Annotated in this window: 13 protein-coding genes; 4 read left to right on the forward strand and 9 right to left on the reverse strand. The window is 42.6% G+C overall.

From position 1 onward, the window contains the following. Positions 1-92 precede the first annotated feature (92 nt). Positions 93-1,493, forward strand: a complete 1,401-nt coding sequence (locus EKQ44_RS05880) for an MBL fold metallo-hydrolase (RefSeq protein WP_237662646.1) — start codon at positions 93-95, stop codon at positions 1,491-1,493. 134 nt (positions 1,494-1,627) lie between these two features. Here EKQ44_RS05880 and EKQ44_RS05885 read toward each other — a convergent pair whose 3' ends face one another. Next, positions 1,628-2,323, reverse strand: a complete 696-nt coding sequence (locus tag EKQ44_RS05885) for a DUF421 domain-containing protein (RefSeq protein ID WP_331254648.1) — start codon at positions 2,321-2,323, stop codon at positions 1,628-1,630. A 261-nt stretch (positions 2,324-2,584) separates the two neighbouring features. Here EKQ44_RS05885 and EKQ44_RS05890 point away from each other — a divergent pair, with 261 nt between their 5' ends. The 3 genes from EKQ44_RS05890 to EKQ44_RS05900 all read left to right on the forward strand — a co-directional run bounded on the left by EKQ44_RS05890 (position 2,585) and on the right by EKQ44_RS05900 (position 6,143). Continuing rightward, the gene (locus tag EKQ44_RS05890) at positions 2,585-3,673 is read left to right on the forward strand and encodes a Fe(3+) ABC transporter substrate-binding protein (protein ID WP_269151589.1); all 1,089 of its coding nucleotides are present in this window, start codon (positions 2,585-2,587) and stop codon (positions 3,671-3,673) included. 152 nt (positions 3,674-3,825) lie between these two features. Further along, the gene (locus EKQ44_RS05895; RefSeq protein WP_237662648.1) at positions 3,826-5,466 is read left to right on the forward strand and encodes an ABC transporter permease; all 1,641 of its coding nucleotides are present in this window, start codon (positions 3,826-3,828) and stop codon (positions 5,464-5,466) included. Then, positions 5,466-6,143 (forward strand): ABC transporter ATP-binding protein, encoded by a 678-nt coding sequence (locus tag EKQ44_RS05900; protein ID WP_237662649.1) that lies wholly within the window; start codon positions 5,466-5,468, stop codon positions 6,141-6,143. Before EKQ44_RS05895 ends, EKQ44_RS05900 begins: the two co-directional genes overlap by 1 nt. A 58-nt stretch (positions 6,144-6,201) precedes the next feature. On the opposite strand, the gene EKQ44_RS05905 is transcribed toward EKQ44_RS05900, so the two are convergent. The 8 genes from EKQ44_RS05905 to EKQ44_RS05940 all read right to left on the reverse strand — a co-directional run bounded on the left by EKQ44_RS05905 (position 6,202) and on the right by EKQ44_RS05940 (position 14,775). Further along, positions 6,202-7,206: a FecCD family ABC transporter permease gene (locus EKQ44_RS05905; protein ID WP_237662650.1), complete on the reverse strand. Its 1,005-nt coding sequence runs from the start codon at positions 7,204-7,206 to the stop codon at positions 6,202-6,204. Then, positions 7,203-8,216 (reverse strand): FecCD family ABC transporter permease, encoded by a 1,014-nt coding sequence (locus tag EKQ44_RS05910; RefSeq protein WP_237662651.1) that lies wholly within the window; start codon positions 8,214-8,216, stop codon positions 7,203-7,205. Before EKQ44_RS05910 ends, EKQ44_RS05905 begins: the two co-directional genes overlap by 4 nt. A 147-nt stretch (positions 8,217-8,363) precedes the next feature. After that, positions 8,364-9,305, reverse strand: a complete 942-nt coding sequence (locus EKQ44_RS05915; protein WP_237663303.1) for an iron-hydroxamate ABC transporter substrate-binding protein — start codon at positions 9,303-9,305, stop codon at positions 8,364-8,366. Further along, positions 9,256-10,101: an ABC transporter ATP-binding protein gene (locus EKQ44_RS05920; RefSeq protein ID WP_237662652.1), complete on the reverse strand. Its 846-nt coding sequence runs from the start codon at positions 10,099-10,101 to the stop codon at positions 9,256-9,258. The genes EKQ44_RS05915 and EKQ44_RS05920 overlap by 50 nt, the downstream gene beginning before the upstream one ends. Positions 10,102-10,288: 187 nt before the next feature. Continuing rightward, the gene (locus EKQ44_RS05925) at positions 10,289-12,235 is read right to left on the reverse strand and encodes an ABC transporter permease (RefSeq protein WP_237662653.1); all 1,947 of its coding nucleotides are present in this window, start codon (positions 12,233-12,235) and stop codon (positions 10,289-10,291) included. After that, complete coding sequence (locus EKQ44_RS05930; RefSeq protein WP_237662654.1) at positions 12,225-12,986, reverse strand: ABC transporter ATP-binding protein; 762 nt, start codon at positions 12,984-12,986, stop codon at positions 12,225-12,227. Before EKQ44_RS05930 ends, EKQ44_RS05925 begins: the two co-directional genes overlap by 11 nt. Before the next feature lie 96 nt (positions 12,987-13,082). Further along, the gene (locus tag EKQ44_RS05935) at positions 13,083-14,087 is read right to left on the reverse strand and encodes a sensor histidine kinase (RefSeq protein WP_237662655.1); all 1,005 of its coding nucleotides are present in this window, start codon (positions 14,085-14,087) and stop codon (positions 13,083-13,085) included. Beyond that, entirely contained in the window at positions 14,080-14,775 is a 696-nt protein-coding gene (locus tag EKQ44_RS05940; RefSeq protein ID WP_237662656.1) for a response regulator transcription factor, read from the reverse strand. The genes EKQ44_RS05935 and EKQ44_RS05940 overlap by 8 nt, the downstream gene beginning before the upstream one ends. Positions 14,776-15,046: the final 271 nt, after the last annotated feature.

Consider the following 15,046-nt stretch of genomic DNA (forward strand, 5'->3'; position numbering starts at 1 on the left):
GAAGGTTTCACTAAATAATTCCAAAGGTTAAGGAGAAGCTATCTAAGGGAATAAAAGAATTATATCGGACCAAAGAATAAAGGAGGTAGAGCATGTTACTGAAATACTTTTATGACGAGAACTTGGCGCAGGCTTCTTACATGGTAGGATGCCAAGCATCGAAAGAGGCATTCATCATCGACCCTGCGCGTGATATCTTGCCTTATATAAAGGCTGCCACAAAGGAAGGTCTAAAAATTGTAGGCTCACTAGAAACACATATACATGCTGATTTTGTTGCAGGGTCAAGAGAGTTGGCCAAACAGATAGGAGCGAAAATGTATCTCTCCGACGAAGGCGATAATGAATGGAAATATGAAAATATCGAAGAGCTTCCTCATCAATTGGTGAAGGACGGAGATGAAATAATGCTTGGTAATATTTTATTCCAAGTGATCCATACTCCAGGCCATACACCTGAGAGCATTTCTTTTTTAGTGACGGATGGAGGAGCGAAAACGGAACATCCCATGGGTATTTTCACAGGTGATTTTGTTTTTGTGGGGGATGTGGGAAGACCAGATCTCTTAGAAAAGTCGGCACAAAAGGAAGGTTCGGCTGACAAAGGTGCAAGAGATATGTATGGTTCTTTAAGCAAATTCAAGCGCCTCCCTGATTATGTACAAGTGTGGCCAGGTCATGGGGCAGGAAGCCCATGTGGGAAGTCATTGGGTGCCATCCCTTCTTCCACTGTTGGCTACGAGAAACAAGTAAATTGGGCATTTAAACATGAAGAGTATGATTCCTTTGCCAAGGAGTTATTGGAAGGACAACCGGAGCCGCCGAAGTATTTTGGGGTGATGAAGCGCGTAAACAAGGTTGGCCCTAATTTCATAGAGGATATGGAGAAGCCTAAACGCTTGGATGATATATCAGTTTTGAACAGGAACATAAAGGAAGGGGCACAGGTCATTGATACCAGGGAGGCTGCACTCTTTTCAAAAGAGCATATTCAAGGAACAATGAATATCCCATTCAACCAGGCATTCACTAATTGGGCTGGGTGGATCATTGATTACGAACGTCCACTTTACCTTTTGACTGACCCCAATAAACTGGAAGAGATACAAAAGACGCTTCAATCCATCGGGATAGATAAATTGAAATGGTATATGGATGTAGACTTGGCAATCCGGATGACAGCTGAGCTGGAATCCTACCATGACATTACGCCGGAAGAAGCAAAGGAACTGATCAGTAGCAAGGATGCACAAGTAGTGGATGTGCGTTATGATTCCGAGTGGAAGAGTGGACATATTGAAGGGGCGCAGCATATCATGCTTGGCGACTTGCCTGATAGATTGGATGAAGTACCTAAGGATCAGCCCCTTATCCTTCAATGTGGCTCAGGGGTTCGGTCGGCGATAGCCATTAGTTTGTTGCAGGCAAATGGCTTCAAGGATGTCCATAATATGCTTGGTGGTTATGCAAGGTGGAAAAAGGATATGAAATAGTAAGGCACTTTTCTTAAAGATTGTTGCTATTCACATGCAAAAAGTCGACAATTGAAATTTTTCCGAGAAGCAACAACGTTTACGGAAAAAGCAAATAGTATTGATAGGTGCCATTCATGGAAGGGCACCTTTCTTTAATTGGCCTTGGAACGATAAGGAATGATATAGATACCATCATCTTTTATCCAGTCGGCATATAGTACATCATCTACCTTGGAATAACCTTTAGAACGAATCTGCTGCTGTAGCCACCCCATGTCAAAGCCAAGGTCTTTCACATTGTCTTCTAGGACCTCGCCATCGATAATCAAAGATGTACTTAGGTAGGTTGGTTGAGGGGGGATTTGTAGATCTTGAAGGGTAACCTTCTGGTATTTACTTTTCTTCATTATGCTGATAGAACCATTGGATTCCAGGATGGCAAAGGCAACTTCTCTTATCGAGAAGGTCTCACTTTGTCGTAATACACTAAGCAACTGATTAATATTCATACGGTTCTTCTTTAGTTGATAGCGGTCAATCTGACCATCCCGGATGATGATGGATGGATTTCCTTCCAAAACACCTCTTAGCTTTTTGAATTTCAAAAGCAACTTTTCCATGATTACCAATAATACTCCCCAAGTGAAAATAGTGAAAAAAATATAAGCAATATGGACCTTTTCTTCATAGATTCCGTTCCCAAGTAGCTCTGAAAGAACTATGGCAGATATAAAATCAAAGGGGGTCAACTGCTTAATGGTGGTTTTCCCAAGTATTTGGGTAATCGTGAATAGCATAAAGAAACCAACTACAACTTTTATCAAAATTTCTATCCAATTAAGTTCCACTTTAAATAACCTCTCCCTACCAATTAGATCCTTCTCTTTATCTAGCAGTCTGTACGAAAAATAGAGCTTTTAATCTTTATAAATGGCTGGAAATAGAGAGTTTCACGTGAAACATAAAAAAAATACAGAAAAAAGCTAAAATAGCATTGACTTGAAAATGATTATCATTACAATAGTAAATGAGAGTGATTATCATTTTTAATAAAACTAATATATTTATAGGGAGTGTACATAGTGAAAAAGTTTACTGTCATCTTAAGTATGATGCTGGCTCTAATGTTGGCATTAACAGGCTGTGTGAGCAGCACGAATAACAACGGAAATACAGGAAATACATCTTCTCAAGGCAACAATACAGAAGAAGGTACCAACGAAGAAGCAACAAATGAGCAAGAGTCCGGAGAAGTGAACCTATATACAAGCCGCCACTATGAAGCGGACCAAGCACTTTACAAAAAGTTTGAAGAAGAAACTGGAATCAAAGTGAACGTGGTAGAAGGTAAAGGCGAAGAGCTAATGGAGCGCTTAAACATTGAAGGAGAAGCAACAGAAGCGGATGTTTATATCACAGCCGATGCTGGTAACCTTCACCAAGCAAAAGAGCGCGAACTATTACAAGCAGTTGAGAGTGATGTCCTTGCAGAAAACATCCCGGAAAAATTACGTGATGTGGATAATCATTGGTTTGGTTTGACAAAACGCGCTCGTGTTATTGTCTATGATAAAGAGCGTGTAAGCCCTGAAGAGCTTTCCACTTATGAAGCTCTGACTGAACCGGAATGGAAAGACCGTGTGGTGGTAAGATCTTCTGAAAATATGTACAACATGTCACTTTTAGCATCTTTCATCGACATCATGGGAAGAGACCAAGCAAAAGAGTGGGCACAAGGGATTGCAGATAACATGGCCCGTGATCCTGAAGGTGGAGACCGTGACCAAGCCAAAGCTGTAGTTGCAGGCGAAGCAGATGTAGCGATCATGAACACGTACTATATTGGTGTTATGTTAAATGGAATAGATGAAGAAGAGAAGAAGGTTGCTGAAAACGTTGGCGTATTCTTCCCGAACCAAGAGACAACAGGAACGCACATCAATATCAGTGGTGCTGGTGTTACTAAGCATGCGAAAAACAAAGAAAATGCCATCAAGTTCATTGAGTTCTTAAGTGGCGAAGAAGCACAAGGCCAATTTGCTGAAGCGAACTCTGAATACCCTGTGAATGCAAATGTAGAACCGTCCGAGCTATTAAAATCTTGGGGTGAGTTCAAGGAGCAAGACATCAACCTTTCCAAATTGGGTGAAAACCAACAAGAAGCGATCCGTATCTTCAACGAGGTTGGCTGGAAATAAATATGAACAAACCATGAACCGAAGCACACCAGATAGTGCTTCGGTTCTATTTATTTGCAATCTTCTGTTCCATTTGAGAATGATTTTCGTTATAATTTAGAATGGAGAAACAAAGAGGCAACAGGTCTTTACCAACGAAGGATGTGTCATCTGTGGGTCGGTTTCATTGGTCAAGGGTGCGCCATAAAGGATGGGCTCTTGCTAGTCTTCTTTTTATAACGATTATATTGATACCTAATTTACTGATAGCCGTTGAATTCTTTACAGAAGGAAATGACAACTGGCTTCATATAAGAGAATACTTACTGAAGGATTATCTTCAAAATACAGTAGTAATCATTATTTTTACGTCACTTGCGACGATGCTGATCGGTACAAGTCTTGCGTGGCTGATCACGATTTATCACTTTCCGATGCGGAACTTTCTGAAGTGGGCGCTGATTCTTCCGTTGGCGATTCCACCATATATTGCCGCTTATACGTTTCACGGTATTTTAAATTATACAGGTGTCATACAGACGACCCTGCGCAATTCATTTGATATGCAGGTTAATCAGTCCTACTTCAATATTATGAGCATACAGGGAGCTATCTTCATTTTTACCGTGACGCTGTTCCCATACGTATACGCAATTACGCGAAGCTTTTTCCAGAATTTATCTGCATCCGTATTAGAGAATGCAAGATTGCTAGGCGGAAATGATATAGATACATTCTTCCGGGTTGCGTTGCCGATCTCACGGGCTGCAATTGTGGGGAGTGTGACACTTGTCATCTTAGAAGTACTGAATGATTATGGGGTAACAAGCTATTTTGGCATACAGACTGTGAGTACCGCTATCTTCCGTACATGGTATGGGATGATGGATTTGGATTCTGCCTTGAAGCTTGCTGGGACCTTGATGATCATCGTGATGGTCGTCCTCATGTTTGAAAGGATTCTAAGGGGTAGGAAAAAATTCTTTGATCCCTCTTCCAAAGTCCGTCCGATCAAGCCCAAAAAACTTACGGGAGCAAAAGCCTGGGGGGTTTTTGCTTATTGTTTCGGGATTTTTACCATCGCATTCATCATTCCGTTACTTCAGTTGCTGCGCTGGGCATTCATGACGTATGAGAAGGTATTTAATGCACAATTCATCACCCTTGCTAAGAACTCTATTTTCGTAGCAACGATTGCTTCACTTATCATCATCTTTGTGGCACTGATCATTTCCAACTATACAAGGTTGCAATCAGGCCTTTTGACCAAGTTCATTTCAAGGGTGACGACACTTGGCTATTCCATTCCTGGTGCTGCTATAGCCATTGCGGTCATTACGATATTCATGTCATTGGATCAATACATTGTGACCTTCTTGGCGCAATTCAACCTGAAACCGGAGTTTGTGTTACGCACGACCCTGGTGATGCTGATATTTGCTTATGTGATACGATTTCTTGCCATTGGATTTAACAATATTGAGGCAGGCTTTGAAAAGATAGGGAACAGATACTCGGAAACCTCGAGGATGCTTGGAGCTTCGACGTTGAGGACATTTTTCCTTGTGGACCTTCCACTATTGCGCGGTGCGATCGCCAGTGGATTCATCTTGGTGTTTGTGGATATTCTAAAAGAACTACCGTTGACTTTGTTCTTACAGCCGTTCAATTTTTCCACACTCGCCACGCAGGCTTTCAAATATGCAAATGATGAACGAGTACAGGAGGCTTCCATCGCTTCCCTGATGATCATCTTCATAAGTGCTTTGTGTATCTTTATTTTTCACCGGGTACTTGATAAGGAGGCAAACTGATGTTTATTCAGATCAGAGACTTGCAGTTCCAGTATAAAAATACGAAAAAGAATACGCTCGACCATATCCAGGTCGATATTGAGCGCGGGGAGATCGTTTCCATACTAGGAAAAAGTGGAAGTGGAAAGAGTACGCTGTTACGAATCATTGCAGGACTCGAAAACCCTACGTCTGGAAGTATGAAAGTAAATGGGGAAGTGATGTTTGATCCCAAAACATTCATCGTACCGGAAAAGCGCGGAATAGGAGTGGTATTCCAAGATTATGCATTGTTTCCGCATATGACGGTAGCCCAGAACATCAAGTATGGATTACGAAAAATGAACAGGAAAGAAAAGCAGGAGCGACTAGAGGAAATGCTCCGCTTAATCAATTTGGCGGAATACGGACATCGTTATCCGTATGAGCTAAGCGGGGGACAACAGCAGCGTGTGGCCCTTGCCAGAGCCTTGGCGCCCGCACCGTCACTATTGCTCCTTGACGAGCCGTTCAGTAATCTGGACGCCCATCTGCAAGAGAAAATCCGTGACGAGTTAAAAGAGATCCTCAAGAAAACAGGCATCACCTCCATCTTCGTCACCCATGACTTTGCAGACGCCAAAGCCATCGCCGACCGCATCCTCTATATTGACGAAGGTCAACTAGTGAATAGGGCCTGTGATTTGGTAATGAGTTAAAGGGATAAAAGGGGTCTGACCCTCACCGCTTTACAGCGGTGAAGGTCAGACCCCTTTTTTATTTCTTCAACAACAAATACATAAAATAAGGCGCTCCAATCAATGCGACCATGATGCCTGCTGGAATCCCACTATCGATCAGGTTGCGTCCGATTGTGTCGGCAAACAATAACAGCCAGCCACCAATGAGGACCGCTACCGGGAGAAACAGTTGATTTCTAGGCCCGACCAAGGATTTGGCCATATGAGGTGCCATTAACCCGACGAAGGCAATTCCACCTGTCACCGAGACCGCCGAAGCTGCCAATGCCACTGCCGCCAACAACAATACCACGCGCTCTTTTTCAAGCGATACCCCAACCCCGATGGCTACTGGCTCACTCATGCCAAGCAAGTTCAAACGATTGGCTCTATACAGGGTAAAAGGAACCAACACAAGAAGCCATGGCAATAAAGCCAATATAAATGGCCAATCCGAGCCCCAAATGTTACCTGCCAGCCATTTGGCGATGAAATCCACTTTTACACGCTCAGCAGAAGATATCAAGATGATCATCATCCCCGAAAGTGCCATGGAAAAACCGACTCCGACCAATACGAGCCGGACAGGCTGAAGACCGCCAACCCTCTGATAAGAGAACAAATAAATCAATATTGCCGTAATCAGCGCACCTAAAAAAGCAACCGCTGGCAACATATAAACAAAAGAGCCCACATTAATCGGGACGTACAAGAAGAAAATGGATATTGCCACCCCTGCCCCTGCATTGATCCCGATGATTCCTGGGTCCGCCAAGTCATTACGGGTAATTCCTTGTAGAATGGCACCTGATAATGCGAGCGCCATGCCTGCAAGAATCGTGATCACAATACGTGGAAGCCTGATGGAAAACAAAACAAACTCTTCTTTAAAAGTACCTTGCCCCAAAATCGTTGGTATCAGCCGGTCAAATGACAAGGAGGCAGGTCCCACGCCGATTCCGACAACTACGGTGAGCAAGATAAGCAAAGTTAAAAGAAGCACGATAATACGTTGTTTTTTTATAATAGATGGATGGATCATGAGAATGCTTTCCCTCCTTTACGGACAATGACAAGGAAGAAAGGGAGCCCGACCATTGCCACGATAGCAGCTACAGGCGTTTCAAAAGGGGCGTTGATGGTACGGCCTAATGTATCCGCGAAAAGCATGAAGATGGCCCCAACGATCGCGGACATCGGCAAGATAAAGCGGTAATCCGTTCCCACGATGGCGCGCACGATATGTGGGACCATCAGCCCGATAAAGGCCATATTCCCGACAAGTGCTACAGAAGCACCCGTCAATAAAATAATGACGATAAATAATATCCCTTTGACCACTGCGATCTTTTGCCCCAACCCAACAGCCACTTCCTCGCTGAGACTGAGGATGGTAAGCTGTCTGGAGAGGTAAAGCGCCACAAGCAACCCAACCGTTATCAAAGGGATGATTAGTTGCAGTTGCCCCCAGGTGGTCCCGATAATCCCACCAGCTGTCCACATAGAAACATTTCGTGATAGCTTAAAGGTCAATGCTACTCCTTCAGCGATGGCAAAAAGAAAGGCGGAGACTGCCGCACCAGCCAGGACGATGCGAAGAGGGGAAAATCCGCCTTTTTTCATCGCACCTAAACCAAATACCATGATTGCCCCTACAGCTGCCCCAATGAAACAAGCAATGGTGATTCCGTAGTAGTTAATAGAAGGAAAGAATGCCAGTGTAATAGCAAGGGCAGCATTCGCCCCAGCTGTTAAACCAAGCAGTCCTGGATCTGCAAGGGGGTTTCTGGTCATTCCCTGCATAATGGCACCTGCAACCGACAAGCCAGCACCCACAAATATCGCAGCCACTTCACGTGGAAGCCTTATTTCACGAAGGATCAGAATTTTATCTCCACTTGATGTGGGAGAAGTTAAGGCCAACCACACATCCCGAATGGTAGTGTCAGCAGCCCCAAAAACCATCGCAGCAAAAAACACCGCCACAAAGACGATGAGCGCCACAATGAATTTAATTGTAAAGGGAATGCTTCTTTCCAACGAAATCTTCATATTCCTCATCTTTTCTATATCAGAATGGAGCTATACCTTGTTGATCCGCAGTGTCTTGAACAGAGATCAACGAGCTCAAGCAAAAACAAATGGTAACGATAGAATAAGAGGGACCTTCTACTAATAGAAGCATCCCTCCAAAAAGTCTTAGTTTCCTAAAAAGCTATCCTTAAAGAACTCCAACTGGAAATCAAGGGAAATTGGATCATTAAAATAGAACTCTTTCGCATCCGCCTCAAAAACCTGTCCATTCTTCACAGCCGGGATATTCTTATACGTTTCGGTTTCCTGGAAGGATGTATCTCCCTCTGAATTTTTACTAAAGACAACATAATCCCCAGCAAACTCAGGTAATACTTCAAAGGAAAGCATATGATACCCTGCTTCTAAAGCTTCTTCTTTTACTCTCTCAGGCATCTTCAACTTCATTTCTTGATAAATAATTTCTGTTCCGCGTCCCCAATTGTCGCCGAAAACGTAAAGCTCTTTATCAAAGTTTTCGATAACGGAGACAGTAGCATCTTCGCCGATTTTAGCGCGAATCTCTTCTCCAGCTTCTTGAGCGCGTGTCTTGAAGTCATCCACCCATTTTTGGGCTTCTTCTTCTTTGTTTAGTAGTTTGCCAATTTCAACATGCTGTGTAAGATAATCCACATTTCCATATGTGTACGCGACAGTAGGAGCAATATCCGCAAGCTTATCAAGATTGTTTGCATTGGAGGCAGCGATGATAAGGTCTGGATCTAATTCGATAATTTTCTCTAAATCTTGATCCGTCACTTCCACTGCATCTTTCAAGTATTCTTGGTAACGAGGATTTGCCATTGCCCAAGAGTCAGTCCCAACAATATTCGTTCCAAGGGCCATGACATTTCCAGCAACGAAAGAGTTTATGACAACGACTCTTTGAGGATTTGCTGGTACATCAATTGGTCCTGTTTCGGCTTGATAAGTAATGGTCTCAGAGGAGGAAGCATTTCCCTCATTTGAAGTATCACCATTGTTATTGGTTGCATTATTATTTGTGTTCCCGCAGGCACTAACGACCAGCAATAGCAGGAATACGAAGGGAATCATTAATTTTTTCATCATGGTTGTCTCCTTTAAGTAAGTTGTAGGTTAAGCACATAGGTTTATTTGTTCTTGGATCTCGGCCGATTTCGGCGTCGATTTGAAAGACTTGTCTTAATACATCCGGTGTAATTACTTCTTCGCAATTACCCGACTTGACGATGTTCCCATCCTTTAAGGCGATCAGGTAGTCGGCAAATCTGGCAGCTTGGTTCAAATCGTGGAGGACCATGATAATGGTGCGTTCCTGTTCTCTATTTAGCTTTTGTAAAAGTTCCAGGACTTCCAATTGGTGGGCCATGTCCAGATAGGTAGTAGGTTCATCCAGGAAAATGATTTCTGTTTCCTGGGCAAGAGCCATGGCAATCCAGACGCGCTGGCGTTGACCGCCGGATAGTGCGTCAACCGGACGATATTTAAACTCTGTTGTTCCTGTTACCTCAAGTGCCCAATCCATGACCTCATAATCCTTTTTGGTCAAACGTCCAAATCCTTTTTGATAGGGGAACCGGCCATAGGAGACAAGCTCACCGACTGTTAATCCGCTTACACTTTCAGGTGTTTGGGGGAGAATGGCCATCTTTTTGGCAAGAGATTTGGTGTTTTCTCTGGCAATCTCTTGTCCATCTAGTAGGATAGCGCCAGATTGATGGGAGATAATCCTGGTGATAGCCTTTAAAAGGGTGGATTTTCCGCAGCCATTGGATCCGATGATGGTCGTGATCTGCTTATCTGGTAGTTCAACCGATAAATCCTTTATTATCAAGCGTTCACCATAGCCAATGTTCAAGTCCTTTGTATGTAGGCGAACCATTTATGTAACCCCCAGTTTATAGTAAGTTTACACTAGTGATAATGATTATCAATGTCGTAACAATTATTACTATAAGACTATTAATAGGGGTTGTCAATGACTAATTGAGAAATATTTTCAATGAAAAACATGGATAAAAAAGAATCTCCCTAAATAAAAAGTAGGAAGGGAGCAATTCCCTTTCCTACTATAGTGCGTCTTTGATGACTTTTTTATAGGACAGGACAGACAGGAATCCAAAGATGGAGTAAAGTCCTGTATAGATAATCATCACGATAATCATCGGCGTCCATACTTCCGTTCCGAAGAAGAACCAGCCTGATTGTACAGCGAAGTAGCTGTGTAGCAACCCGACAACAAGTGGAATACCAAAATTAAATAGCTGTTTAGCCTGAATGCCTCTTAACAAGTCCCATTGAGTAAACCCTAATTTTCGTAAAATAGTATAGTTAGGTTTTTCCTCTTCACTTTCGTCCACCTGTTTAAAGTAAAGAATGCAGCCGGATGTGACGAGGAAGGTCAAACCAAGGAATCCTACGATAAACATCACAAACCCCATGTTGTTTTTCATGCTGTTACTTGTAAGCAGCTGTGAATCATTGGGTCCTGTACTCCCTAAATCCAGGTCCTCAAAAATAGAAATGGCTTGATTCAAATCTTGCTTATCAGAAATATCTATTCCCGTATATAAATAAGAGGATCGCTGTATTTCTTGATCTAAATCGACAGATAATCTTTCCATGACGGTATTATCCACTACCACTATCGGAAATCCACTTGATGTAAAGGGAAGGGATAAAAGGTAATCATCCCGTAATTCCAAATAGTCGAGGGGAATACGTTCTGTCATGCCGATGAGTTCTATCCTTCCGGAATCCTCAAAGCTGATAATGGAAGCTAGCATACTGCTGAAACCGGTCAATATCGCTTCACCCTCTGATAGTTCAAGGCCTTCCACTGAATTCTCCCCGATAACAGCTGTCTGTATGGAAGCAATATCAACATATAGTCCTTCCGCATTTGAATTTATTACCTCTTCCATATTTACTTTTGCCTGGTACACTTCTATTTCCTTAGCAGAATAGAGGATATCTACTTCGTCCAGCGATTTTCTGAAGGTATCTGCATCCTCAGAATGATAAATGGAGAAATCATTCGGCACATTTTGTTCTGCGGATTTTTCGGCAGAATAATAAGAAATATAACTTAACGACAACAAACCGATTGCCAAGGCAGAAACGGTGGTGATGACCGTTAACAGAAAGGCGTTCGATTTCATTCGGAACATGATGGAAGAAAGGGACAAGACTTCGTTGATGGACAAATAACCATCTTTTTTCTTTCGGATCAAATGAAAGATAAATCGAACAGAGCCCTTATAAAATAAATACGTCCCGATAATGACTGACCCAAGTATATAAATCATGGTCAAAAAAAGCATAGTAGCAGAGGTCAAGTCACCGTCAAACATTTTAGATGACATATAGTAACCGGAGCTGATAAGGCATAACCCAGCAATGCCAATGAGGATTTCCCAAACAGAAATTCGCTTGACCATTTCCTCTGATGAGGAGAGGACACGGAACAAGGAAAGAATGGTCTGCTTTTTGATAAAAAGATAATTCATCGCCATGATCAATAAAAAGATGCATCCAAACACAAGTAGCGTCTGCGAAAGAGCCTCTGGTGAAAAGCGTAACTGGGCAACAGAATCGACACTTGTCACCTTAAACAAAATCAGTAAAATGAGTTTGGAGAAAGAGAACCCGGCCAAAACCCCAAGCAAGATGGAAGAGAAATAAAGAAGGAAGTTCTCCATGGTCAGTATCCGGAAAATCTTCCCCTTTGTCATGCCGATTAATTGAAAGAGTCCAATCTCCTTGCTCCGGCGCTTGATGAAAATCGTGTTGGCATAAAGCAAGAAGACAGTGACAATCCCAATTAATAAGACAGAAGCTGCTTTAATGGCACCTGCCCCTTTAATCGAGCCTTCTGCTGCATCCATGGATGGATCGAATTGAAGCGTCACGAAGGCAAAATAAAGGGCCACAGTAAAGACCAATGCAAATACATAGAGCAGATAATTCTTTAGGTTCTTTTTTAAATTTCGAAGGATCAATTGATTAGTGCTCATACTGCACCCCACTAAGCACACCTTGTGTTCGCATGATGTCCTTGAAAAAATCCTGTCGCGTTTCATCCCCTCTGTTTAATTGTGTGTAGACTTGTCCGTCTTTAATAAAGATGATTCTGCTGCAATAGCTTGCCGCGACAGGATCATGCGTCACCATGATGATGGTCGCCTTGCGTTTCTTATTCAGATCACTCAACTTATCTAATAGATCAGAAGCGGCCTTTGAATCCAGCGCACCGGTTGGTTCATCCGCAAAAATGATGCTTGGCTCATGGATGAAGGCCCTTGCTGCAGAGGTTCTTTGCTTCTGGCCTCCGGATATTTGGTTGGAGTATTTATCTTTTAAATCAAATATGCCCAATTCATCCGCTACTGTCTTGAACTTTTCATCTGCAGTCTTCTTTGAAACCTTGGCAACGGAAAGGGGTAGAAGAATATTTTCTTTAACGGTCAATGTATCAAGCAGGTTGTATTCTTGGAAGATAAAGCCGAGGTGGTGCTTGCGAAATTCCGCTAACTGTTTTTCTTTCATGATCGTGATTTCTTTATTGTTTATTTGAATGGTCCCATCTGTCACTTTGTCGATGGATGATAAGACATTTAATAGGGTGGTCTTCCCAGAACCGGAAGCTCCCATGATGCTGACGAATTCGCCTTCTTCCAAACTAAGATCGATTCCTTTTAGAACTTCTTGTCTGTTGAATCGATTACCGTAACTTTTTTGTATATTTGATGCATGCAGGATGCTCATGCGTTTCACTCTCCTTTTCTAACACCAGTATAGTACGGAGGTTTTTTCTTTTCCTGCGATTCTCCTAACAAAATGAAGAAGCGTGTGACAGTTTTGTCACATGCTCCAAATATCTACAAATTCATTGTTTCTGGAAAAGGTCAGGATGAAGGTGGAGCCTTGTGCAGGTGTGGATTTTACATCGATGTATATGGAGAGCGCATCTGCTGCCCTTTTAGCCAAAAATAACCCCATCCCAGTTGCTGCCTGATTATGGTGATTGCTGGTGGAAGTGAATCCTTTATCAAATATTCTTGGCAAGTCACGGCTGCTTATACCTAGTCCATGATCTGTTATGGATAATATGATCAATCCATCATCAGTAAAGCTTTTTATTTCAATGTCCCCTGAATGGCTGTACTTGACGGCGTTGGTAAGCAACTGTCGAATAATAAAGGAAAGCCATTTACTGTCACTCACTACATTTCTTTCAGAAAGCTCCACATCAAATCCTATGCCTTTTTGAATGCACCACGATTGAAGGGTCTTGATTTCATCAAAGATTAGCGCTTCCATGTCTACTTTTTCCATATATAAATCATTTTCCATGGAGGGGATTCTGCGCCGATGAAGCTGTTGGTCGAGGAGAAGGTGTATGCGCAACCATTCATAAGTGATTTGCTTTTTCACTTTGGGATCATCCAGCCTATCCATCATCAGCTTCATTGCTGTCAGCGGGGTTTTTACTTCATGAATCCATGCAAGCATTTCCTCTTTCTCCAACTCTAACTCCTTCGTGTGTGCTGATTGTCGGCGTTTTTGGTATTGGATATGGTGGACAAGGGCGGTTTGGACAACCTTTTCAAAAGGTAGATTTGCTTCCCTCATCTCTGAAAGATCCATGGTAGGATCCAATTCCTTTAGCTCCTTATAGAAAATCGTTTCTCTCTGATAACGATATACAAGGAAACCGATAAAAAGGATGGTAGAAAGGAAGGTGTAATAGGCAATGGAAGTGATATTTATCGAGGCATCCAGATAGGCGATGAAAAGAAGTAGTGAATGTATGCATAGAAAAAAAACCAGCCAACTTTGCCTTTCTTTTAGAAAAAGTTTAACCATGGATGTTTTCCTCTTCCCAAGCCATATAGCCTTGTCCTACCTTCGTCTCAATGTATTGACCAAGCCCGATCTCCTCCAAGCGTTTGCGAAGCCGGTTGACGTTTACAGTCAAGGTATTATCACTCACAAATCTTTTGTCGTCCCACAACCGGTTTATGATTTCATCTCTGCTGACAATCGTGTTTTTATGTTCAATCAATAATTGCAAAATGAACAGCTCATTTTTGCTGAGCTCAATGGTTCCGTTAGGATTGGAGACCGTATTCTTCTCATAGTGAATGGTAGCTCCGGCCCATGTTTTCAAAGTGACTTTTTCGAAACTGTAATTATAGACGCGTCTTAGGGTAGCTTGTATTTTGGCAATAAGCACATCAAAATGGAACGGCTTTTGAACGAAGTCATCCGCTCCTAGCTGCATCGACATGACCATGTCAGTCGGATGGTCTCGTGAAGATAGAAAGATGATGGGAACCTTGGAATGATTCCGGATCATCCTGCACCAGTGGAAGCCATCATACTTTGGCAACTGGATATCAATGATGACAAGGTCTGGCTCGATGTTTGTGAATTCCTGCAGCACGGAGCTGAAGTCAGACACGCCATGCACATCATAAGTCCATTGCGTCAAACGTTCTTCCAATTCTGCAAACAATGTTTGGTCGTCTTCTATAATGAAAATTTTGAACAAAGGTATCACCACACGTTTTTTTTCAGACTGTTGACAAACTCTAATTATATTTAGTTTTGCATTTTCTTGTTGTTCTTCGTTACAGGCGCTTCGCTTTCCAGCGGGCGGTCCGTAAGCCTCCTCACTCCGTTGCGGGGTCTTACCTGTCCCTTCCTCCCGCAGGAGTCTGCGCGCCTTTCACTACGATCAACATGGGTATTGCATATTTCATTAAGATTATACTTTGTCTACACACTGCAAGGAAATATTTCCTTTTATTGTAGCGGAAAAA

Origin of the sequence: Sutcliffiella horikoshii (assembly GCF_021991925.1) — a bacterium.
In the GTDB taxonomy this organism is placed as follows: Bacteria; Bacillota; Bacilli; order Bacillales; family Bacillaceae_I; genus Sutcliffiella_A; species Sutcliffiella_A horikoshii_F.

What these genes read in the sequence shown, in the direction of transcription:
- EKQ44_RS05880 (WP_237662646.1), top strand. Translation starts at nt 93, where the DNA reads ATGTTACTGAAATACTTTTATGACGAGAACTTGGCGCAGGCTTCTTAC.
- EKQ44_RS05890 (WP_269151589.1), top strand. Translation starts at nt 2,585, where the DNA reads ATGATGCTGGCTCTAATGTTGGCATTAACAGGCTGTGTGAGCAGCACG.
- EKQ44_RS05900 (WP_237662649.1), top strand. Translation starts at nt 5,466, where the DNA reads ATGTTTATTCAGATCAGAGACTTGCAGTTCCAGTATAAAAATACGAAA.
- EKQ44_RS05905 (WP_237662650.1), bottom strand. Translation starts at nt 7,206, where the DNA reads ATGATCCATCCATCTATTATAAAAAAACAACGTATTATCGTGCTTCTT.
- EKQ44_RS05910 (WP_237662651.1), bottom strand. Translation starts at nt 8,216, where the DNA reads ATGAAGATTTCGTTGGAAAGAAGCATTCCCTTTACAATTAAATTCATT.
- EKQ44_RS05915 (WP_237663303.1), bottom strand. Translation starts at nt 9,305, where the DNA reads ATGAAAAAATTAATGATTCCCTTCGTATTCCTGCTATTGCTGGTCGTT.
- EKQ44_RS05920 (WP_237662652.1), bottom strand. Translation starts at nt 10,101, where the DNA reads ATGGTTCGCCTACATACAAAGGACTTGAACATTGGCTATGGTGAACGC.
- EKQ44_RS05925 (WP_237662653.1), bottom strand. Translation starts at nt 12,235, where the DNA reads ATGAGCACTAATCAATTGATCCTTCGAAATTTAAAAAAGAACCTAAAG.
- EKQ44_RS05930 (WP_237662654.1), bottom strand. Translation starts at nt 12,986, where the DNA reads ATGAGCATCCTGCATGCATCAAATATACAAAAAAGTTACGGTAATCGA.
- EKQ44_RS05935 (WP_237662655.1), bottom strand. Translation starts at nt 14,087, where the DNA reads ATGGTTAAACTTTTTCTAAAAGAAAGGCAAAGTTGGCTGGTTTTTTTT.